The following is a 22,781-nucleotide window of genomic DNA, read 5'->3' as shown; positions in this document are numbered from 1 at the left end:
AGGAAGCCATTCAAAGTAAGGCTGGGAAAAAAGCGTGCTGTGCCAATATTTCAAATGAAAAACAGTTTTACCTTTACAGCCTGATCTGTGGGAGGCATGGCCAACGCGTTCCCGATGTGAATGTTCATGAAAATAAAACAATCCACATTTGGAAGATTCTGGTTGTAGATGACAATCCTGATATCCTTGAAGCAGTATCCCTCGTCCTTTCCAGAAAAAACATGGACGTGATGACCCTGGAAGACCCTGCAAAGCTTCATCAGAGTATCTCGCAGTTCGCTCCTGACCTGCTGCTGATGGATATTGCCATGGGTAATTATGACGGGCGGAATTTATGCCGGGATATTAAATCCTCGCCTGACGAAGCAAAGTTGCCGGTTATCCTTTTCTCCGCCAGGAATTATCCTGAAGAATCCATCAGCCAATGTAAGGCCGACAGTTTGTTAGCGAAACCTTTCCGCATTAACGAACTGTATGAGGTGGTGTACAGCCTGCTGCCTACCGGCTGATGGCTGAAAACGTTTCCGGGCCGGTTTAAAATGCGCCCTGTTGTCACGGCTTCTCTTTCCGTGAAAATAACCGGATAGCGTGATCGCTGATACTGGTGGGAAACTGCGCTTTTATTTTTTCGGGCACCTCATCGCGGTAATGGGTAGTCCGGCCTTCAATACGCATCCATCCCGACGGATCAAGGGTTACAAAAGCATAGAGTGAGTCGGCGTAAAAATGGGCGCCTGATTCGGTGTACACATACGTAGCACTGTTCAGCAGGATATAATGTACGCCATTTCTTTCCCCATACCGGTCGTCGTGGTCATGACCCATAAACACAGCTGTTACCCGGGAGTTTTTACCCTGTTGTTTTGCTGCGAGGTTCGCTTCATCAAAAATGGCCAGGATTTCATCTGCATTTCCGAGTTCCTGGAAAAAGTCGCTCAGGAAAACCGGTTGATGCATAAAAACAATAACAGGATATTCCGCCGCTGCCAGGTCCTGTTTCAGCCACGCCAGTTGCGGCGCATCGGTGAAACTCCGCAGCGGAGAAGGGAGAGGTCCCCAGTTACCGTTATTGTAATCTTCCAGTGTTTTATCTTCTTTCAGCAAAAAATTCCGGTCCATCACCACAAAATGATAACCGCCCTGGTCAAATGAGTAATAAGGCTTTTCCATGCTCCATAATTTCATGATCGTGGCTTTGTCGCATACATCCATATCATGATTGCCCAGCACATGATATTTGGGCCCCCTGAACCGGTTCCATTCAGTCATGATACCCTCTGACTTTGCCGGACGGCAGAAATCCCCGCATTGTATGATAAAATCCGGATCAGCTTTCATTACCGCATCCATAAAGGATTTCAACCGTGGCTCTTCCGATTTCCCGAACTGCAGGTGGTGCAGATCAGAAATAACGCCGAAGCGGAGCAGTTTATTCCCGGCTGCAGGTGCACTAACGGGCATGGATAATGTGCGGGAGGCCAGTAGCAATCCGGTTCCGGACAGGCCTAAGTTTTTGATGAAATTTCTACGTTTCAACATGTTCACTGTTTTTACTAAACTTTAGGAAGATAGGATATTCTTAGGAGCATAAATCATTTGCCTGCAAATTCTCTCCGTTGCTGAATGCGGCCATGTGCCTAAAGTTTTGTAAATTAAACAAATGGCATTCAATCACTTTCTCTACAGGAAATGGAAAATTACGCTCCCGTTATGGTGTCTTATCAGTCCTCTAATCGGATTGGTATTATTAGGATTCGCAGGAGAGCAAAATGGCGTTTTATCGGCGGTGATGGGACTATCCCTTATCGCTGTGGTATTATCTGCCGTGCATCATGCGGAAGTAGTAGCGCATAAGGTAGGAGAGCCTTATGGTACGCTTATCCTGGCACTGGCAATTACAGTGATAGAAGTATCACTGATCGTATCCATCATGTTGAATAAAGCGGACCAGGGCTCAACGCTCGCAAGAGATACCGTGTTCGCCGCCATTATGCTGATCCTTTCCGGTATCATCGGCATGTCGTTGTTTATAGGAGGCTATCGTTTCAAGGAGCAGGCGTTTATAAAAGCTGGTGTCAGTGCCGCATTGGTCGCGTTAACGGCGATCTCCGTTTTAACCCTCGTCTTACCAAATTATACGACTACCGAAGCGGGGCCTGTTTATTCAAACAGCCAGCTGATATTTGTGGCTATCATTTCTTTGGTGTTGTATGGCGGTTTTGTGGCCGTGCAAACCGTCCGTCACCGCGACTATTTCCTGCCTAAAGATGCGCCGCCGGGTGATGAAGATATACATGCTGCTCCGCCTTCCGGACTCACCACCACCGTGAGCCTGGTATTTTTATTAATAGCGCTGGCAGTAGTGGTGTTGCTGTCGAAGAAGTTATCGCCTGTTATTGAAACCATTGTGGTGAACCTGGGTGCGCCCAAAACCCTGGTAGGCGTTATCATTGCAGCGGTTATCCTGCTGCCGGAGGGACTGGCAGCTATCAGGGCGGCTTCACAAAACCGGTTGCAAACAAGTTTGAACCTGGCGCTGGGCTCCGCACTCGCTAGTATTGGTCTCACCATCCCGGCTGTAGCCATCGTCTCTTATACGCTTGGCTTCAAAATTACGCTCGGTATTGATGCCAAATCCACACTGCTGCTCATCCTCTCACTTTTTACCATCAGCATTTCTTTTAATGCAGGGAAAACCAATATCCTGCAGGGAATTGTGTTATTGGTGATACTGGCTACTTATTTATTTATTACTGTAGTGCCATAATTGCTGTATAAATATTCTTATAGGTAACAATAAACTATATTATTTTCTTTATAGCTACAGGAATGCCAGTTTTGTGATCATAAAACAAATAAGTACATCACATGATCACAGACCTGGCATTTAAACCCACCGTACAAGCGGCATTAGACTATATCAATCATATCCCCGCTGCTCCTGCACAAACAGATCCCGTTACGGCTGCCCGCGATTTTTACCACCGGTTTATACCAATGGCCGGCACACCCGCAGCTGTAAAAGTGGTGCAAAACTGCACACTGCATACTACTGAAGGCCCTGTAAACGTACGCATTTACAGGCCATCGGATAAGGCCGGCCTGCCGGTAACTGTTTATTTTCATGGCGGATGGTTTTATATGGGCAGCCTGGATACACACGATACGCCCCTGCGTGCATTAACCAATGCAGCAGATTGTGTGGTGGTATCGGTGGACTATGCCCTGGCGCCGGAACATCCTTTTCCCCGGGGACTGAAAGAAGGCACTGCCGTGGTGCAGTGGATCGCAGATCATGCAGGGGAATTAGCGGTGGATGGAAATCGTATAGGCGTAGCCGGTGATAGTGCCGGGGCTGCACTCGCTGCTGTAATTGCCCGTCATGCAAGGGAGCATGGCGGCCCCGCGTTACGGTTCCAGGCGCTGATTTACCCGGTTACCGATGCTTCCCTGCAAACGCCATCATGGAAAGAGTTTGCAGAAGGATTGAACCTTGATCTGGCGGGAGCGGAGCTGGCGTGGTCATTATATATTCCCAATCCGCAAAACCGGCAACACCCGGATGCTGCGCCCCTGCTGGCGCAGCATCTCACAGGACAGCCGCCTGCACTGGTTATTACAGCAGAATATGATCCCTTGCGAGATGAAGGAATAGCCTATGCTGCAGCGCTTCGCAAAAGCGGGGTACCGGTTCAGGAAACCCTGTATAAAGGTATGATCCATGGCTTCTTTCAAATGGGTGGTATGATAGAAGAAGGAAAAATGGCAATAAATGAAACAGCCGCTTTTATCCGTAAACATTTTTAGCCGGGTATGTTAAATCACTCCAGGCAAATAAGAAAATGGGCATTTCCCGGGACAAAAAACGTTACCTTCGTGCACATTTTTTTATAAAGGATATTATGAAGCTGAACGAACTATTACTAACAAGGAGTGAAAACAAGTGCGAACTATGCAAATCAGAAGAACCGCTGAATGTATATGAAGTGCCTCCTCAGACCTACAGTGATCAGGATAATTGTATCTTCATCTGTGAGAAATGTCAGTCGCAGATTGAGAAAAGAGCAGAGCTGGATAGTACCCACTGGCATTGCTTAACCGAATCAATGTGGAGCGAAATTCCGGGTGTGCAGACGGTATCCTGGCGCATGTTGAACCGGTTAAAACAGGAAAGCTGGGCGGCAGATAACCTGGAAATGATTTACCTGAACGATGAAGCGCTCGCCTGGGCGAAAGCTACCGGCGATCATGAAAACGATGGTGCGGTGGATTTGCACAGGGATAGCAATGGCGCCATCCTGCAAAATGGCGACACCGTTATTCTTACCAGGTCCCTCGATGTGAAAGGTTCTACCCTAAATGCAAAAATGGGTACGGTGGTAAAGAATATCCGTCTCGTACCGGATAATACAGAACAAATAGAAGGAAAGATAGAAGGACAACTCATCGTGATCCTCACCAAATACGTAAGAAAACAAAACGCATAAAAAAAGGAAGGCCATCCAGCCTTCCCTTTCGTTTTATCTTTATGCTGCGCGCTGCAGCTTCTCTGCTGTAATCGTTCCCGGCTCCGGGGAAGTAGCAAAAAATGGTTCCAGCACTATTTTCAGCCATACTATCGAACAGAATACCGCTTTCACGGCGTAAGGCTCTACATAAGTTCTGGCAATCCAGTAAGGCGTGATCAGATCGGTAGAAGAGAAGGAGGTGAATACCAGCGTAAGCACCACCAGTACTGTATTTAACGTGGAAGGCCGCTCCTGCGTAAAATACCAGATCGCTACACCGGTGAGCGCAATAATATAAGTAGGGGATTCCCCCTTGTGGTTAAAGATCACTACCCATATCAGCACAGAAGCCAGCATGCTCAGGTTAAATTTCGATTCCCGGTTATAAAGGATGGGTATGAACGGTAACATGAATACGGCCGCTGCTGAAAGCATGAACAGCTGTTTGGAGATATCCATATCAAACCAGGTATGCCACCATCCCATCACAGACACGCCGTAGGAAGCGGAGTAATCGTTGGCCAGCAGGTGTCCCCAGCTTTTGTAAAGAAACAGCAGCTGATCCCAGGAAATCACGAGCAAAGGCATCACCGCAATGACAACGGTCCAGAACACCGTGTATAACGCTGCTTTCCAGCGGTCAGGATATAACAGGAACAGCGACATGGCCACTATGCCAAATAATTTAATGTATACGGTTACTACCAGCAGCAATGCTGCCAGCCAGATCTTTTTATTTTCCATGCTATGCCAGGCCAGGATGAAAAAGCCTGTGATGAATACGTTGATCTGGGAGCTGGTGAGCGCAATCATCATCTCTATAGCCAAAAATAACAGCAGGATCGATTGCTTTTCTTTCTTTACCGGTAGTGTTCTGATAGCGATAATAAATACCACCACATTCATAATATTCCAGCAAATCAACGCAGGCACGTCCGGCATCCAGGCGAAAGCGCCCATCCACAGGGCAAACGATGGGCTATATTTATACAGATCGTAATACTGAGATTCGTATAATACGTACAGGTCCTGGTTGTGTACCAGGTGCGCGAATGCGTGTTTAAAGATCAGGAAGTTATTATAACGGGTCCATCTTTCCATGTCCTGCGAAGAATACCAGGAATGAAAGGAGATGCCTACCGCCATTAATAAAAATAAAGCATACAGGTATTTCGGCGGAATTTTGCTGATGGTATTACAAAAAGCATCCCAGCGGCCTTTTATGGCTAAGCTTTGCATTGTACTCTTTTAAGTTGTGACAGTTGTAGTGATCGTTCTCCCATAAAGGGTCAAGGCAAAACTATATAAATTTTTCTTTATTTGTGAATTATCAAATTGTTTTAAGATATAAATCAACAGATGGCTTTTAGCGGACCAAACCGGCGCCGGCGGGCTCCGCAGACGGAATCCCGCCATTAGCCGGTGTAATCCTGGAATTCATTGTTGCTGCTGCTGCTGTTGCTGTATCATCATTTCTTCCAGGTGGCGCTGGTAACTGTTTTTTACAGGCTCGGCCGCAACAGTACTGCTCATGGCGGGCTGGGCAGGGAAAAATGGTTCAGGATCAAACTGGTCCTGGTCGTCGTAACCTACTGATACCGTCACATCCAGGGTATGGCCTGCTCCGCCGCTGTATACGCCTTTCACCGGTGAGCAGTCGCTGAAGTTACGCCCTACTGCCAGCTTTACATGGTTCTCCCCCGCGATGCAGTTGTTGGTGGGATCCAGCCCCAGCCAGCCATATTCGGGAATATACACTTCTGCCCAGGCATGGGTGGCGCCCTCGCCGCGCATACCGTTTTTATTCGGGCAAATATACCCGCTCACATACCTCGCCGGAATTTGAGTGAACCGCAGCATCGCGGTTAACAGGTGCGCAAAATCCTGGCATACGCCTGCCTGTAACAGCAGGATCTCATCAAGGGTACTGTCCACAGTTGTCACTCCTTTGATATAATCGAAATGCGTGTATACATAATCGCAGAAACGCACCGCTGTTTTGAACGGCGTATCAGTGTCTTCTTTCAGGTCCAGCGAAATTTGCCGTAAAGAGGCCACGCTTTCAAAAAATTCCTGTTTGAGATAATCAATAAATGCTACGTCGTAGCGGATATCCTCGAGCATCTGCCATTGGGTGGCAGGAAGGAGCACATCGGTGGGCAGTGGCCGCGGAATGGTTTCCACAACGATGGCCGAGAATATTTTCAATTCATGATGCGGATCCGTTTGGGTGAAAATACCTACTTCATTGCCATAATAATCTTTGAACGTTTCCACTTCCGGGTGACGGGAGATACTCAGATCATGTTTGATCACTCTCTGGTAATCGTCTTTTACAGGATACAAAATGATCTGGTTGGCACTGTCCCGCACCGGTGTTTCATAAGTGTAATGCGTGATATGTTTTATTCTGAAAACAGGCATAATAATGCGATGGTTAAGCGTTTGCGAAATAGTATTCATTCAGCAGGTTCCCGATGCCATACAGCTCACTCCTGATCTTAACAAGATAGGGATGCAGCCCTTCCGCTTTCATACTGTTTACGGAGCTGTAGGTGATGGTACTGTTCAGTCGCCCGATGTTAAACGACAATTTATTATAGTGTTCAATATTTTTATCACTTTTCAGTCGTTCGAAATACCGGTGAATATTGTTGACCGAATATTTTGCTGACCGGGGAAAATCGTTGTTGAGCATGACCAGTTCCAGCACGTTTTCCGCTTCAAAGCCTTTACGGTAGGTTTTCAGGTAAAGCTCATAACCGCCCAGCGATAAAAGCAGGTGTTGCCAGTAAGAGGTATCCGTGAGCAGGTCGGGATTATTGGAGATAGAGATAAACTTGATGTCCAGGATATCGATGGACTGTATACTTCTCTCCAGGTATTTACCAATGCTCATAAAGCTCCTGCTTTCGCCTCTTTCCATGATACTGCCTGCAGTACCGTAATAAAGCATTACCTGCTTAATGAGGATATCCAGCGCGGTAACAGGATCATCTTTTTGTACATACCAGAGCAGCTTCGGATCTTTTACGGTATGATAGTATTCATTGAGGCACTGCCAGAGGTCTTTCGCAATATGTTCCTGCACGCTCCGGGCATTTTCACGGGCCAGCGTGATCATGTTGATAATAGAATTGGGATTATCGCGGTTAAAGAGCAGGTACTCGATCACCGACCGGCTATCGTTTTTGATAGAAGATATTTCAGCTTCATTTCTGCCGGAAGAAATACGGATCACCGGCGTCCAGGTAAATTCCTGGATGGTGTCCTGTGAAGATGCGTAGTTTATTTTCAGCATTCTTAAAATACCATCGCTTCTTTCTACATACCTGCTCAACCAATATAAACTGGAGGCTACTCTGCTTAACATAGGCTTGTGTTTTAGTTTATGATGCCAGTACCCAGGTGTCTTTACTGCCGCCACCCTGTGAGCTGTTTACTACGAGGGAGCCTTCTTTCAGGGCTACCCTGGTTAATCCGCCGGGAACAATAGAGATGCCGTCTGGCCCAACGAGGGCATAAGGTCTCAGGTCCACCCGGCGTGGTTGCAGCATGCCATCGAGGTAACAAGGGGCGGTAGACAGGCTGATAGTGGGCTGTGCGATGAAATTGCGGGGATCTTTCAGTATTTCTTTTTTATAATTTTCTATTTCAGATTCCGAGGCGGCATGCCCCATTAACATGCCGTAGCCGCCGCTTCCGTTGGTTTTTTTGATCACCATTTTGTGCATGTTCTGGAAGACGTATTCCTTATGTTCCGGGTTACCCAAACTGTAGGTAGGTACGTTTTGCAGCAGTGGTGTTTCATTCAGGTAATATTTGATCATGTCCGGTACGTAGCTGTACACGGCTTTATCATCGGCTACACCGTTGCCGGTGGCGTTGATGATGGCTACATTGCCTTTGCGGTAGGCGCTCATGAGGCCGGCTACGCCGAGCACACTTTTAGGGTTGAACACCAGCGGATCTATGAACTCATCATCCACACGCCGGTAGATCACATCTACCTGTTGCAGACCGGTGGTGGTTTTCATGTATACTTTCTGATCGCGTACTACCAGGTCGCGGCCTTCCACCAGTTCCACGCCCATGAGACGGGCCAGCGTGGTGTGTTCATAGTAGGCGGAGTTGTACATACCCGGACTGAGCAAAACGATGGTAGGATTAGCGACAGCCCGCGGCGAGAGTGACAGCAGGTTTTTATAGAGAATAGACGGGTATTCCGTTACGCTGCGCACTTTGCATTGGGGCAGGAGATCGGGGAAAAGCCGCTTGGTGATTTCACGGTTTTCCAGCATGTAACTTACGCCGGAAGGCGTGCGGAGGTTATCTTCCAGTACGTAAAAGGTGCCGTCGTAATCCCGGATAAGGTCTATCCCTGCAATATGAATGTAGATATCGTAAGGTACATTCAGCTGGTGCATTTCCCGCAGGAAATGGGGGCAGGAGTAGATCAGCGAGGCGGGGATCACGCCGTCGCGGATAATAAACTGGTTATTATATACATCTTTCAGAAAAAGGTTCAGGGCCTTCAGACGTTGTTTAATACCTTTTTCAATAAAGGTCCATTCGGCACAGGTGATGATGCGGGGGATGATATCAAACGGAAAGATCTTTTCAATCCCTTCTCCGCTGTCGTATACCGTAAAGGTAATCCCCTGGCTCATAAACAGCCGTTTCGCCAGTTCTTCTTTTTTATTGAGGTCGTTGGCAGATTCATTCTCCAGGTAACTGATAATCCGGTGGTATTGCTCCCGGAGGTGATTATCGGCAATGTACATTTCATCCCAGGTATCGGAGATGTGATCATAGCGGTTGAGGTTTATAGTATTCATTTTAGTAATATTTTAATTATGCCATGGGATGAGATTGTTTTTGTATAATTTATGAATAAAATGTTAATTATAATAAAGAGATGTTGTTTATTTTTTTAATTATAGAGATGATTATATAACATTATTGTAAAATATAATATTAATGAAAATGCAAAATATACAGATTAACAAACCTTAAAAGTTAAGTCCGTTTATTCATCGGGAATTATGTATATTTTGCTGCCGTACCTGTTTTAGCCATTAAGATGAACTGAAGATCACAACCCTGTCAACCACTCAATTTAACCACAAAGAAATAAGTAACTCCATGATGAGAACACCATTACTAGCCGCTGCGCTGTTATTATCCGGCCTTTGCCCGCTACAGGCACAAACCACGTATAAAATGAAGCCCGTTGCTATTCAATCCAGGTGGGCGAAAGAAGTGAGCCCGCAAAATGCACTCACCGCTTATCCGCGTCCACAGCTGGAACGGGGCAACTGGCAAAACCTCAATGGCCTCTGGGAATATGCTATCACCGGCGCTGATGAAGCAGCGCCGTATAACTTCGAAGGACAAATACTCGTGCCTTATCCGCTGGAATCGGCCTTGTCGGGTGTAAAGAAAACACTGCTTCCCGAACAACGACTGTGGTACCGCCGCAAAATTGATATCAGCCAGGCTGCCGGCGAAAGAACATTGCTGCATTTTGGTGCGGTCGACTGGCAAAGCAAAGTATATCTCAACGGCAAAGAAGTGGGTGGTCACACCGGCGGCTATACGTCGTTTACCATCGATATCACCAATGCTGTAAAGAATGGTGAAAACATCCTGGTGCTGAAGATCTACGATCCATCCGACAGGGGCGTGGGCCCTTCCGGCAAGCAGGTACTCAACCCCGCTAATATTTATTATACCCCCAGCTCGGGTATCTGGCAAACCGTATGGCTGGAAAAAGTGCCCACAGATTATATCTCCGGGTTAAATTTCACGCCGGATATAGACAAGCAACAACTGAACCTCACCGTAAGCGCACCTGCCGGATACACCCTAGAAGCCATCGCCTCCGCCAACGGTAAGCCCGCAGGTAAAGTGAAAGGCAAAAGCGGCGCACCACTGCAGCTGAGGCTGGAAAACCCCACGTTATGGTCGCCCGGCAACCCTTTCCTGTACGACCTTTCCGTGAAATTGCTGAAAGGCAATACCGTTAAAGATGAAGTGAAAAGTTATTTCGGTATGCGCAAAGTATCCATTGCAAAAGATGAAAAAGGAGTGGACCGCATTTTCCTCAACAACAAACCTTACTTCAACCTCGGCACACTGGATCAGGGTTTCTGGCCCGATGGTTTATACACTGCGCCCACCGATGAAGCGCTGGCATTTGATATCAAAGCCATCAAAGCAATGGGCTTTAATACCATCCGTAAACATATCAAAGTGGAACCGGACCGCTGGTATTACTGGGCAGATAAACTCGGCATGCTGGTATGGCAGGATATGGTAAGTCCCAATCACAGTCTTCCGGAAGGCGCCAAAGCCGCCTTTGAACAGCAATGCAAAGAAACGCTGGCTCAACTGCACAACTATCCCTGCGTTACTACCTGGGTATTGTTCAACGAAAAATGGGGACAGTTTGATCAGCAGCGTTTAACGGAATGGATCAAACGCAGCGATCCTTCCCGCCTCGTCAACGGCCACTCCGGCGAATACCTGTATGTAAATGAAAAACTCCGCAGTCCGAGTCCGGATGCATACATTGGCGCCGATCTGACCGATGTACACAGTTATCCCAACCCCATGAACGCCATAAAAATGCCGGGGAAAGCCCGCGTATTGGGCGAATTCGGCGGTATCGGTGTATTCATCGCTGATCATCAGTGGAACACCAATACCGCCTGGGGATATATCCAGGAAAAGCCGGGCGCACTGAAATCGAAATACGCGGTCATGAACCAGCACCTGCAATTACTGGAACGGCAAGGCTTATCTGCCAGCATCTACACCCAGCCCTTTGATGTGGAAGGAGAACAAAACGGACTGCTCACCTACGACCGTGAAGTAGTGAAAATTCCGTTTGCCGAAATAAGAAAAATCCATGCACCCCTCAATAAAGACATGGGCGCCATTCCCGCAGTCGCCGCGCAGGACGCCGATCTCACAGAACCCACCGCTATTTACAGCGCCATGTTGCAGGAGTACATTGATGGTAAAAAAGATCCGGAATTTTTGAGAAAACTGGCTATGCTGGCCGTGCAGGCCGGCGATAAAGATGGCGCCGCCCTGGCAGGAGCCGACTATTTCGCGGTCATGAAACAGCCGTATTCGGAAGAAGACCTTCGTTATGTAATGCAGGTAACCGGCAGCACCCGCGACACCGGCTTCTCCATTATCCGCGATAACATGGAAGCCATCGATAAAGCTATGGGCGCCAGGCAATCGGCCGTAAAAATGATGAACCTTATTTACCAGGACCTGATTGCGCCCGCTGTACCGGATAATGGCGCTAACCCCGACTGGGCCGCCATTTACGCTGCCGTAAAGCCTTACGGCGCACCCGGCGAGGAAATATACCTGCGGGCAAGAACAATCTATCTGCTCAATAAACAGGATAAGGCCGGATTCAAAACAGTAGCCCGGGAGTACCTGGATAAATATGGCCAGTTTGTGAAATTGGACGAGAAGAAAAAGATAGAGGCGTTTATGAATTAAGCGCGGATTTTGTCTTTCTCAGGATTACGCTGATTATACTGATTACGCTGATTTGATCACTTTTTGATTTTAAAGGATTTGGGGAGATGTTAGCGAATATATCCGCTTTTATCTCCCCAAATCCTTTAAAATCCTTATAAAATCCAAAAAGTAAAATCAAAGTAATCAGTATAATCAGCGTAATCCTGAGCCAAGACAAAATCCGCGTCTCCGCTTTTATCTCCCCAAATCCTTTAAAAAATCCAAATAGTAAAATCAAATAAATCAGTATAATCAGCGTAATCAGCGAGAAAGACAAAATCCGCGTCTCCGCTTTTATCTTCCCCATCTTTTAAATCTAAAAAAATGCAGCTGTTGTCTTTTTGCCTGATTATGTTTATCTTTATAATGTGGCTAAAGCATTGATATCCAGTTTGTTTCTCTGATGAATCCCGTCTAAAGAATATTTCAAAACCCACTATAGCGTATTGATAAACAATACATTACCGATCAAGTCCACGTCATCTCCACATCAAAAGCAGGTCAAAAGCACGTATAAAGTAAATGCAAAGCATGTGTAAGGTATGTGTGAAGCATGAGCTATCCCGTCTTCACGTCATCTCTTTTTAAATACCCATCTCCAAACAAAAAATAAAATCAAAGTAATCAGTATAATCAACCTAATCCTGAATAAGACAACCTTTGCATAGATTAACACAAAGGTGTGAGCAATACTTTTGTTCTTTCTCCTTTCCTTTGTTCCCGGACGGAAAGTGTTCAGAATGGTTAACCCGTTACCCTTCAGTTATTGTAGCATCCCTGACTTGCAACGTAGCCTTGCCCTGTTTTCTGTCTGCCCGGAATTTATATCTGAAAAATAAAATCTCATGAAAAAATTACTCCCTGTACTTTTTGTATTTGCTTTTACAAGTGTAAAGGCCCAAACCAATGTGATTGGTACTACCGGCAATGTAGGCATAGGAACGCTTAATCCTGTAAGTAAGTTGCAGGTATCTGATAACGGCCGTAACTATTATGTGAACCGGCCTATTGTTGGGCAATCGGAAGATTCGCAAGGCCTGAATTATATATTGCTGCACGAGATTTATACCGGAACTCCGATGGCAGATATGCATGTGATGGGAAGGGTTACCGGTATAAGGGGAGGAACTGTAGCATACTACAGGAGGTGGACGGTTGACATAAATACTGCAACAGCCAATAATATGAATAAAGGTACGCTGATCAGCTACAATGAAATAACAAGGTTAGTAACGCTTGTTTATAACGGGAAAACCTATCTGGCGACTGAAATAGCGAATAGCTATGCCATGTTAGGTTTTTCATTTACAGGTTATGCAAGTGGAGAGTCGCTCATTTTAGTAAAAGATGATAACGTAACAAATGTGCTGCCGTTTGTACCGACTGATGCGATCGCAATACAGGGAAATCTCAGTGTGGGAGCAGCTACTTCAGCAGCACGGCTGGATGTGGAAGGAGGCCCAACCTGGACGACCAATGCCTGGAAGAAATCAATGAAATTGTATAATGGTTCCGCTATTGAGTTTGCCGGCGCCACAAGGTCATTTGGCCTGGGCGCTTCCGGTGCAAATTTGTATTTTTCAAATATGCACTCCGACGGAAGTGGTGCTGCTAACTATTTTATGGCAGCTGACGGAAACACCGGCAACATGTGTATTGGAAGTTCCAGCCCGTCAGCCAATTACAAACTCACGGTAGAAGGCACGATCGGCGCGCGCCGTGTGAAGGTACAGCAAGGCGCCTGGGCAGATTATGTATTTCATCCGGAGTATGAGTTGCCATCCCTGCAACAGGTGGAGCATTTTGTAACAACCGAAAAACACCTGGAAGGTATTCCTTCCGAAAAAGAAGTACTTGAAAAAGGATTGGACCTGGGCGACTTTGATCAGCAGTTGCTGAAGAAGGTAGAAGAACTCACCCTGTATATTATTCAGCTGAATAAAAACGTAGAACGTTTAAATAAACAGGTTGCAGCACAACAGCAAACTATCGCCACTTTACAGGCTAAATAACCGTAAGCTATGCACCGGTATACCTCCGGTGCGTAGCCTTTTATTGCTTCCTCCCCATCCATTCCAGTGCATCCAGTATCAGCCTGTTCTGCGTTTCATTCGCAAACGTGGAAGATAATTCCTTATTGGTATGATGTTCATAGTCGATATCGTTATGCCCCATATTCAGGTATAGCATCTTATATTTTTTATTAGTCCATACTACGGGATAATAGCCGCTGTGCCAGATCTCGTGCTGCTTTGGACCTGTGCCCAGCGGGAAACTGCTGGAATCTACCGACAGCAGTATCCTGATGTCCGGGTTTTTGCGCAGATCATTGCTCCAGCGGTACCATTCATTGGGTGCGGCGGAGAAAGTATCCGGCAGGTTTTTGGTGGCCGGATGCCGGTGGTCTTCCACGCGCAGCACCGCGGAGGTAGGGCGCCAGGTATTGCTGCCATAGGAACCCGAACCCAGGAAGGTGTTGTGGTACCAGTCCCAGTTTTGAGGCACATCCGAAGGGGTGAGCGCGAACGCCGCAAAGTGAAAACCAATCCAGCCGCCTCCATGTTCCATATACTGCCGGAAGGCGGCGCGTTGCGCCGGGTCTTCAGGGCGGGTGTCCAGGAAGATCACTACCTGGTACCTGGAGAGGAACGCCGTGTTCAGGTTTTGCCAGTTGTTGGTGGAATCATAGCTGAACTGGTATTTTGCGGCCATCTCCGGGAACCACTTATTGGCTTCATGTACAAAGCTGATGTGGGCCTGGTCGTTTTTAGCCGTATAAAAGGCGATAACCCGGAACCGGGGAGGAGTGGACTGCGCCTGGCTCATGGCGCTGCCAAACAGGCTTAAAATAAGCCAAAGGGTGCTTAGGTGGAATCTTAGCTTCATAAATAGTAAATGATCGTTCAGTACTACAAAATAAACTATTTCTTTCAGCAAGCGGTTAAAGCTGCAGCAGATCCCGTACAATTTTTACCCGGTCGGTAGCCATCCGGGTATTGTCGTAGGCAAGGTACAGCGTATTGCTGGCGGGTACATTGCCCCGCCATACTTCTTTCAGTTCTCCTTTTTTAATGCCTTCTTTTACCATGTAATCCGCAGTGATAGTAAGCCCGTTGCCGCAGCTGATCGCCTGCAGGATCGTTTGCATATCCGGGATAATAAACTGTGGTTTGATAGCGGGACGCTTGCGGAAGTTTTCCAGCCAGAAACGCCGTATCACGGGCAGGTCGCTGCTATAGGCAAACCATGGCTGTTTCAGCAGCCACGACTCCGCTTCATCCAGTGATTTCTTTTTCAGGGAGTTTTTAAATGGTTTGGTGTCAAGATCCGGGTGGGATACAATCAGGAACTGTTCCCGGAGAATGGGTTCATAGATGATGTTCTTTTCTTCTATCAGCTGCGTGGCAATGAGGAAATCAAGATCGCCTTTCTGCAGCCGCCGCAGCAGGTCTTTGGTCAGGCCAAACTCAATGATAATATTCGCCTGCACCTCGCTGATGCGTTTGGCTACTACTGCCTGGAAATATTCTTTTACGGCGCCGATGTGGATATTCGGTAATTGTTTGGTGATGCAGAAATAACGGAAATCCGCTTCCACATTTTCCAGCTTTTCCAATGGCTCCACTACCTGCGTATAAAATAGCTTACCATAATCGGTAGGCACCAGTTTGGGTTTGCGCTCAAATAGCTGTTTCCCGATATGCGCTTCCAGCGCGGATAAATGCTGACTTACATTCGGCTGCGAAATAAACAGCATCTTTGACGCCGCTGTCAGCGAGCCGGTTTGATATACGGCTTTAAATGTTCTGTACCACTCCAGATTAACCATCCTGCAAGTTATAAATATTTTTATGACGATTGATAAATCATATTATTTTCTTTATATGATTTACATACTCACTTTTGTACCAGCAAAAAAAGTCCGGCATTATTCAACAGCAAAGCAAATGAAAGGAATCGCATATATCGGAAGTCTTGGTTTACTCGGCATCATCACCACGGAATTTGGTGTTATTGGGATACTCCCGCAACTGGCGGCGTATTACAACATTTCTATCGACCAGGCAGGAACGCTGTTAAGCGCATTCGCGCTGGTTATTGCATTAGGAGGACCCCTGATGACGCTCTGGTTATCAGGATGTAACCGTAAAACACTGATGGCTGTCAGCATTTCCATTTTTCTCATAACAGGGGTGGTGTCCTCCTTATCACCTCCCTTCTGGCTGTTACTGGTGGTGCGGATGTTGCCGGCATTCCTGCAGCCGGTATATATTTCCACGGCTATCGCTGCGGCTACCGGTGCGGCCGATAAAAAGCACACGCATAAAATGATGGCCGTCGTGATGAGCGGGATTGCCATTGCAACGGTAACGACTATCCCGTTTGCCACCTGGCTGGCAGGGATCTATAACAGCTGGCAGTTATCGTTTGTAGTGCAAACCATTGTAAGTGCGATTGCGCTGATAGCCATCCTTGCCTTTTTGCCATCGATGCCGGCTACAGAAAAACCATCTTATGGCGCGCAGCTGAAAATACTCACCAAACCCGCCTTCCTGGCCAGCAGTATCATGAACGTGTTTATGGTATCGGCCATGTTTTCCACCTACAGCTATTTTGCGGACTATCTGGGAAAAGTAAATCATATGTCCACCGGCGAAGTGGGCGTAATGCTGCTCCTGTTTGGCGCAGCCGGCGTGCCCGGCAACTTCCTGGCCGGCAAACTGCTGGGCAAAAGTGTAACCGGTACAATGGCTGCCTCTCTCATTGCCATCACGCTGGTGTCCATAGGTATTTACTATCTGCCGCTGTTCGCAGTACCACTCGTTATTGTATGGGGTTTCCTGCACACACCCTGCTTTATCACAGCGCAAGCCTACATGGTGGCCGCTGCGCCAGAAGCCCCGGGGTTTGCCACCAGCTTATCTATCTCTTTCGGCAACATGGGTGTTACCCTGGGAACGGCCGTCAGCGGCTGGATCATCACCTCGCAGGGCATCCATAATGCTCCCTGGGTGATGCTGCTCTTCGGTGCCGGCTCCCTGCTCATGATGGGACTCAAAGAAGTGCTGACAGCGCGGAGGTTGTCTTTCTCAGGATTACGCTGATTTTACTGATTAGCTGGATTTTTACTTTTGGATTTTTTTAGATTTTCCTGATAATATGTTTAATAATATAGTTAAGGGAGATAAAAGCGAATCCGCTTTCATCTCTCTTAATTTTTTTAAATCTAAAAATCCAAAAAAATCCAAAAGTAAAAATCCAGCTAATCAGTAAAATCAGCGTAATCCTGAGAAAGACAAAATCCGCGCGCAATTGTCGCAAGTGCCCCCAAAGAATGTCGCTTTTGCACCTTCAATAAGAGAAAGACGACGGGTATCTTTGTAACGAAATGAAAATCTGTAAAATTCTAATCTATCGTTATGCAAAAGATCACCCCATCATTATGGTTTAATATGAATGCAGAAGAAGCGATCAGCTTCTACTCATCTATCTTCAAAAATTCAAAAGTGACCGATAAGTCATATTACCAGGAAGGTATGGGAATTCCTGCCGGTACACTGCTCGCAGCTACCTTTCACCTGGAAGGACAGGAGTTCCTGGCGATTAACGCCGGACCGCAATTTCCGTTCACAGAAGCTGTTTCCTTTACGGTATATTGCGAAACCCAGGAAGAAGTAGATTACTACTGGTCGAAGCTTACCGCAGACGGCGGAAGCGAAGTGCAATGCGGCTGGCTGAAAGATAAATTTGGCTTATCCTGGCAGATCACGCCTACCATTATGACTAAATTGTTGACTGATCCTGATAAAGAAAAATCCGGCAGAGCGATGCAGGCAATGATGAAAATGGTGAAGCTGGATATCGCAGCGTTGGAAAAAGCGTTTAACGGGAAATAAATAATTATTGCCGGCTGTTACCTTCAAAATTAATAAGCCAGTGAAGACCAAACTTATCAGTAAGCCCACCGAATAAAGCCCCCCAGAAAGTACTTTCCAGCGGATGCGTAGGAATACCATCCGTGGAAAGACGGGCATAAAAAGTTCTGGCTTCGTCTTCACTGTTGCAATTCAATAATAAAGAAACGGTATTGCCGGCTGTAAGTCCCGCGTCAGGCACCATGTCGGACGCAGTGAGTACCAGGCTGCCTTTGGTAAGACTGGAATGTAATATAAACGGCTTCATAAAAGCGGGTATTTCTGCTGAAACAGGCGATTCTCCGATGGTTTGAATCTTCAGCTCTCCACCCAGACAATCTTTGTAGAAAGTCATTGCCTCCCGGCAGTTACCGTTGAAAGTAAGGTAGGTATGGATCATGGTCATTTTTAACCGGATTTTTGTGTGAAAACTATAATGCAAAAATCGTAAGGGTTACGGGAAGTAACAGGGGTGTAAAGCGACAATTCTCAGGGTAATTGCGGCATAAACTATTATAATTGCAGCGTATGATACATATTTCCATCCTGGTTCCCCTCGGGCACACCAGTTTAGTTAACATCGAAGGCAGCTACCAGATTTTAACGGATATTAATAACTTCCTTGCGGAAAAAGGCCGGGAGCCAATGTTCCAGGTACAGCTGGTTGGAATAACAGCCGAAGTAAGCCAGCGTAACCGTTTATTTACCATCTCTCCGGAGGTGCTGATAAACGATGTAAAGAAAACAGACCTGATCATCATTCCTTCCCTGCACGGGGATCAGTCGCGCGCAGCAGCCATGAACCAGGATTTTATTCCCTGGATCAGGCAGCAATACGAGCAGGGCGCATCCGTGGCCAGTTTATGCCTGGGCGCTTTTTTCCTTGCTGCTACCGGTCTCCTCAAAGGCAAGCAATGTGCTACCCACTGGAAAATGGCCCGGGAGTTCAGAACCATGTACCCGGATGTAAACCTGATGGACAACCGGATCATCACGGAAGAAGAACGTATTTATACCAGCGGCGGCGCCTATTCTTATCTCAACCTCATCCTTTACCTCGTGGAGAAGTACGCCGGCAGGGATATTGCGATCCTTACCGCCAAGGCATATGCCATTGATATAGACCGCCAGAGCCAGTCGCCTTTCATCATTTTCGAAGGACAAAAAGCACATAACGACGAACCTATCCGTAAAGCACAGGAATTTATTGAATCCAGTTACCAGGACAAGATCACGGTAGAACAGCTGTCTGATATGTCGGCTATAGGGAGAAGAACTTTTGAAAGAAGATTTAAAAAATCGACCGGTAACACGGTGATAGAATATATTCAGCGGATAAAGATAGAAGCAGCCAAGCGCGATTTTGAAACCAGTACAAAAAACGTCAACGAAGTCATCTACGACGTAGGATATATCGATACAAAAACATTCAGGACCATGTTTAAAAAGGTAACAGGACTTACCCCGCTGGAGTACCGGAACAAATACAATAAACAAATTATGAACCCTGTAAATGAATAGTTATGGAAAAAACAACGTTTAAAGCTACCATCAATGCGCCACGCGAAAAAGTATGGGAAGTACTTTGGGGCGATAATTCCTATCCGCAGTGGACAGCTCCTTTTGCTGAAGGCTCTAAAGCAGATACCAACTGGGAGAAAGGAAGCAAGGTAATATTCCACGATGGCAGTAACCGCGGTATGGTGGCCAGGATTGCGGATAAGGTGCCCAATGAATTTATGTCGTTTCAACACCTCGGTGAAATTGACAACGGCGTGGAAGACCTCACCAGCGACAAAGTAAAAGCCTGGGCCGGCGCATATGAAAATTATACGCTGACTAACGTCAACGGCAAAACGGAGTTGCTGGTAGAAATGGACCTGGCTGACGAGTTTAAAGACTATTTCAATAAAGCATGGCCATTAGCGCTGGATAAAGTAAAAGAATTATCAGAACAGCAGTAAGCTGTTATCAACTAATGTTCCCCTTCGCCTGCCGGCACGGCAGGCGAAGGGGTTTCCTGTTTTCTGACCAAAAAAATGGACATGCTTTGATCCGGAATACAGTTGTGCTATCTTTGCGGTTATTGTATCAGGTAACTACGGGCCCGTAAAAATAAAAAGCACTATGTTTCGGAAATCAACGATCTCCTGCCTGCTGATGTTGTCTTTTTTAAGATTATCAGCGCAGGAAAAATATGAACTCAACAGCGGATGGCAATGCAGCAATATTGCTGGTGTAAAAGTTACCGGTCAGCAGCTCTCAGATCCAGGCTATACACTCTCCGGCTGGACGCCGGCCACCGTACCAGGCACGGTGCTCACCACGATGCTGGATAATAAACAGGTGCCCGATCCGATGTACGGCATGAACAATGAAAAGATTCCGGACATCTATCACGTTGGCCGTGATCATTACACCTACTGGTTTGTAAAGGACTTTACAGAACAGCCGGCCACCGGCGACGCCCAGGTATGGCTGCACTTCCGGGCAGTAAACGATGGCTGCGATATTTATCTGAACGGGCATCGCGTAAATAAAACCACTCACTATGGCGCCTATCTCCGCCAAACATATAACATTACTCCTTTCCTGGCGAAGAACGGTAAAAACCGTCTCGCTGTAATCGTGTACCCGCCCCAGTTTCCGGGTAACCCCAACGGTGGGCAGGGAGGCGATGGTACCATCGCAAAAAATAATGGTCCGCAGTATACCGCGGGGTGGGACTGGATCCAACCCATGCGCGACCGCAACACCGGCATATGGGATAAAGTGACCATTGAAAAAACCGGCGCCGTAAGGATTAAAGACCCGCACATCATTACCCGCGTATCCGGCGTCCGCCAGCCACAGGGCCCACAGGCGCCGGCTACCCTGCAGGTGGGAGCCACGCTGGAAAATGCCACTGCCAGGGTTGTTACCGGTACTTTGCAATACACCCTCGCAGGGAACCGCATCACAAAGAAAGTAGCCTTGCCGCCACATGCCACCGCCATCGTGCAACTACCGGACTTGTTGCTGAAACAACCGCTGTTATGGTGGCCCGCCGGCTATGGCCCGCAATCACTCTACCAGCTGCAGCTGCAGTTTATAAACAACGGTAAAACGGATGACCAGGAAGCCGTGGAATTCGGTGTGCGTGAAATTCAAACGTACTGGAATGCACACACCGGCAGCAGGGAAGTGGCGGTCAACGGTCAGAAGATATTTATTAAAGGCGGCAACTGGATTACCTCCGATGCCATGTTCCGCTTCACTAAAGAAAGATATGACGCGGAAGTACGCTTCCACCGCGATATGAACCTGAACCTCATCAGGATTTGGGGCGGCAGTCTTACGGAAAGACCGGAGTTCTACGAAGCCTGTGATAAGTACGGCCTGCTGGTGTTCCAGGATTTCTGGATCTCAGGCGACTGTAACGGCAGATGGCAGGACCCCATGAAAAAGGACGACCAGTGGACCCGCCGCAAATACCCCGACAATCATTCCCTGTTCCTCGAAAGTGTAGCCGACCAGGTGAAAATGTTACGCAACCATGCCTCGCTGGCTTTCTGGTGCGGGGGAAATGAAATTACGCCTCCGGCAGATTTGTTCGCCGCCATGAAGGATTCTATTATTCCGTCACTGGACGGCACCCGCTATTTCTTCGACTACTCCAATTCAGACAGCATGTCGCACAACACGCTGGGTGGTAACGGCGACGGTCCTTACGGCATTCAGCCACTGTCCACCTTCTGGAGCACGCGCACCTTTCCGTTTAACTCTGAAGTAGGTTCGGTAGGCACCGGCGATTATGAGTCACTGGAAAGATTTTTACCCACGGAAAACCTGGTGCCGCCCAACCAGCAAACCGGCAAAACCGACGCCGTATGGGATTACCATAAGTATATCGCTTATAACAAAGCCGTGGATCCCTATGGAAAAACAAATGATTTAAGAGAGTGGGCCAACAAAGCACAGCTAGTAAACTACGACCAGTACCGCGGTTTAATGGAAGGTATCAGTTCACATATGTGGGATTGGTATACCGGTGTGATCATCTGGAAAACACAAAACCCCTGGACTGCCCTGCGCGGACAAATGTATGATTACTATCTTGACCCCAATGCCTGCCTGTATGGTACCCGCAAAGGAGCCACCCCGCTGCATGTGATGTATAACCCGGAAGAGGGAATGGTAATGGCCGTAAATAACACCTTTCAATACGCCCGCGACCTGATGCTGGAATTAAAAACATACGACATGCAGGGCAACGATAGCCTGCTCACACAGGTATTTGTAGAGGTGGGACCCACCACGGTGCAGCCATTCATGAATATGAAACCGCTCCTGGATAAATTAAAAGCGCCGCAGGGATTGTTCTTCTCTTTGCGCTTGCTGAACGCCGCGCAGCAGGTGGTAGATGAAAACCTGTACTGGTTGCCGGATGCCAAAGGAAATTATTCCGGGTTAGCACAAATGCCGGCAGCAGGTGTGAAGCTAACGGCCGTGAAAGCGGGAGGCGACAGTATTAATGTAACTATCAGCAATCCGGCAGGAGGCCCTGTGGCATTTTTCAACCACCTATCACTGGTAAATGCACAGAACAAGAAAAGGATCTTACCGGTATTTTACAGCGATAATTATATTTCTGTATTACCAGGCGATCAAAAAACGATCAGCATCAGCGGCGGCGCAACCGCCACCAGTAAGGATGCGCTGGTAGAAATTTATGGTCATAACGTAAAACGCCAGTATATCGCTATTCAATAATCAAACATATTGCAGGCATCTGTTTACACAGATGCCTGTTTTTTTTGTATATTCATTT

The 22,781-nt window shown here is 47.2% G+C and carries 19 protein-coding genes; 11 read left to right on the top strand and 8 right to left on the bottom strand.

Features of this window, described 5'->3' with window-relative positions:
- The first annotated feature begins 116 nt into the window (after positions 1-116).
- Positions 117-509: a response regulator gene (locus ACLHR0_RS30090; RefSeq protein WP_436491510.1), complete on the top strand. Its 393-nt coding sequence runs from the start codon at positions 117-119 to the stop codon at positions 507-509.
- Between the two features lie 43 nt (positions 510-552).
- Here the strand turns inward: ACLHR0_RS30090 and ACLHR0_RS30085 are convergent, their stop codons facing one another.
- Positions 553-1,539, bottom strand: coding sequence for a metallophosphoesterase family protein (locus tag ACLHR0_RS30085; RefSeq protein WP_436491509.1), 987 nt, complete (start codon positions 1,537-1,539; stop codon positions 553-555).
- Between the two features lie 121 nt (positions 1,540-1,660).
- On the opposite strand from ACLHR0_RS30085, the gene ACLHR0_RS30080 reads away from it, so the two are divergent.
- The 3 genes from ACLHR0_RS30080 (at position 1,661) to ACLHR0_RS30070 (ending at position 4,487) form a co-directional block, all read left to right on the top strand.
- Positions 1,661-2,767, top strand: a complete 1,107-nt coding sequence (locus ACLHR0_RS30080) for a calcium:proton antiporter (RefSeq protein WP_436491508.1) — start codon at positions 1,661-1,663, stop codon at positions 2,765-2,767.
- Positions 2,768-2,868: 101 nt separating this feature from the next.
- Positions 2,869-3,807 (top strand): alpha/beta hydrolase, encoded by a 939-nt coding sequence (locus ACLHR0_RS30075; RefSeq protein ID WP_436491507.1) that lies wholly within the window; start codon positions 2,869-2,871, stop codon positions 3,805-3,807.
- A 95-nt stretch (positions 3,808-3,902) separates the two neighbouring features.
- On the top strand, positions 3,903-4,487 hold the full coding sequence (locus ACLHR0_RS30070; RefSeq protein WP_436491506.1) for a PhnA domain-containing protein: 585 nt from the start codon (positions 3,903-3,905) through the stop codon (positions 4,485-4,487).
- Between the two features lie 39 nt (positions 4,488-4,526).
- Here the strand turns inward: ACLHR0_RS30070 and ACLHR0_RS30065 are convergent, their stop codons facing one another.
- The 4 genes from ACLHR0_RS30065 to ACLHR0_RS30050 all read right to left on the bottom strand — a co-directional run bounded on the left by ACLHR0_RS30065 (position 4,527) and on the right by ACLHR0_RS30050 (position 9,346).
- Entirely contained in the window at positions 4,527-5,747 is a 1,221-nt protein-coding gene (locus ACLHR0_RS30065) for a glycosyltransferase family 87 protein (protein WP_436491505.1), read from the bottom strand.
- A gap of 198 nt (positions 5,748-5,945) precedes the next feature.
- Positions 5,946-6,932: a transglutaminase family protein gene (locus ACLHR0_RS30060; RefSeq protein WP_436491504.1), complete on the bottom strand. Its 987-nt coding sequence runs from the start codon at positions 6,930-6,932 to the stop codon at positions 5,946-5,948.
- Between the two features lie 13 nt (positions 6,933-6,945).
- Positions 6,946-7,881 (bottom strand): alpha-E domain-containing protein, encoded by a 936-nt coding sequence (locus ACLHR0_RS30055; protein WP_429049838.1) that lies wholly within the window; start codon positions 7,879-7,881, stop codon positions 6,946-6,948.
- Between the two features lie 16 nt (positions 7,882-7,897).
- A complete protein-coding gene (locus tag ACLHR0_RS30050) occupies positions 7,898-9,346 on the bottom strand; it encodes a circularly permuted type 2 ATP-grasp protein (RefSeq protein WP_370907550.1) in 1,449 nt (482 codons plus the stop codon).
- A gap of 307 nt (positions 9,347-9,653) precedes the next feature.
- Between ACLHR0_RS30050 and ACLHR0_RS30045 the strand changes: the two genes are divergently transcribed.
- Positions 9,654-12,035 carry a glycoside hydrolase family 2 protein gene (locus ACLHR0_RS30045; RefSeq protein ID WP_436491503.1) on the top strand — a complete coding sequence of 794 codons (2,382 nt, stop codon included), beginning with the start codon at positions 9,654-9,656 and terminating at the stop codon, positions 12,033-12,035.
- An 866-nt stretch (positions 12,036-12,901) separates the two neighbouring features.
- On the top strand, positions 12,902-14,068 hold the full coding sequence (locus tag ACLHR0_RS30040) for a hypothetical protein (RefSeq protein ID WP_436491502.1): 1,167 nt from the start codon (positions 12,902-12,904) through the stop codon (positions 14,066-14,068).
- 40 nt (positions 14,069-14,108) lie between these two features.
- Here the strand turns inward: ACLHR0_RS30040 and ACLHR0_RS30035 are convergent, their stop codons facing one another.
- The gene (locus ACLHR0_RS30035) at positions 14,109-14,942 is read right to left on the bottom strand and encodes a ThuA domain-containing protein (protein WP_436491501.1); all 834 of its coding nucleotides are present in this window, start codon (positions 14,940-14,942) and stop codon (positions 14,109-14,111) included.
- A 55-nt stretch (positions 14,943-14,997) separates the two neighbouring features.
- Entirely contained in the window at positions 14,998-15,885 is an 888-nt protein-coding gene (locus tag ACLHR0_RS30030) for a LysR family transcriptional regulator (RefSeq protein ID WP_436491500.1), read from the bottom strand.
- A 118-nt stretch (positions 15,886-16,003) separates the two neighbouring features.
- On the opposite strand from ACLHR0_RS30030, the gene ACLHR0_RS30025 reads away from it, so the two are divergent.
- Both ACLHR0_RS30025 and ACLHR0_RS30020 read left to right on the top strand, forming a co-directional pair.
- Positions 16,004-17,161 (top strand): MFS transporter, encoded by a 1,158-nt coding sequence (locus tag ACLHR0_RS30025; RefSeq protein ID WP_436491499.1) that lies wholly within the window; start codon positions 16,004-16,006, stop codon positions 17,159-17,161.
- 315 nt (positions 17,162-17,476) lie between these two features.
- On the top strand, positions 17,477-17,953 hold the full coding sequence (locus ACLHR0_RS30020; RefSeq protein WP_436491498.1) for a VOC family protein: 477 nt from the start codon (positions 17,477-17,479) through the stop codon (positions 17,951-17,953).
- Between the two features lie 4 nt (positions 17,954-17,957).
- Here the strand turns inward: ACLHR0_RS30020 and ACLHR0_RS30015 are convergent, their stop codons facing one another.
- Positions 17,958-18,377, bottom strand: a complete 420-nt coding sequence (locus tag ACLHR0_RS30015; protein WP_429049820.1) for a VOC family protein — start codon at positions 18,375-18,377, stop codon at positions 17,958-17,960.
- A 122-nt stretch (positions 18,378-18,499) separates the two neighbouring features.
- Between ACLHR0_RS30015 and ACLHR0_RS30010 the strand changes: the two genes are divergently transcribed.
- From ACLHR0_RS30010 to ACLHR0_RS30000, 3 genes are all read left to right on the top strand, one after another.
- Positions 18,500-19,492, top strand: a complete 993-nt coding sequence (locus tag ACLHR0_RS30010; RefSeq protein ID WP_436491497.1) for a GlxA family transcriptional regulator — start codon at positions 18,500-18,502, stop codon at positions 19,490-19,492.
- 2 nt (positions 19,493-19,494) lie between these two features.
- Positions 19,495-19,935, top strand: a complete 441-nt coding sequence (locus ACLHR0_RS30005; protein ID WP_436491496.1) for an SRPBCC family protein — start codon at positions 19,495-19,497, stop codon at positions 19,933-19,935.
- A 163-nt stretch (positions 19,936-20,098) separates the two neighbouring features.
- A complete protein-coding gene (locus ACLHR0_RS30000) occupies positions 20,099-22,723 on the top strand; it encodes a glycoside hydrolase family 2 protein (RefSeq protein ID WP_436491495.1) in 2,625 nt (874 codons plus the stop codon).
- Positions 22,724-22,781 lie beyond the last annotated feature (58 nt).

The organism is Chitinophaga sp. ARDCPP14, from assembly GCF_051362515.1.
Taxonomy (GTDB): domain Bacteria; phylum Bacteroidota; class Bacteroidia; order Chitinophagales; family Chitinophagaceae; genus Chitinophaga.
The sequence above is the reverse complement of the archived record's forward strand: the minus strand, read 5'-3'. Positions and strand labels throughout refer to the sequence as shown.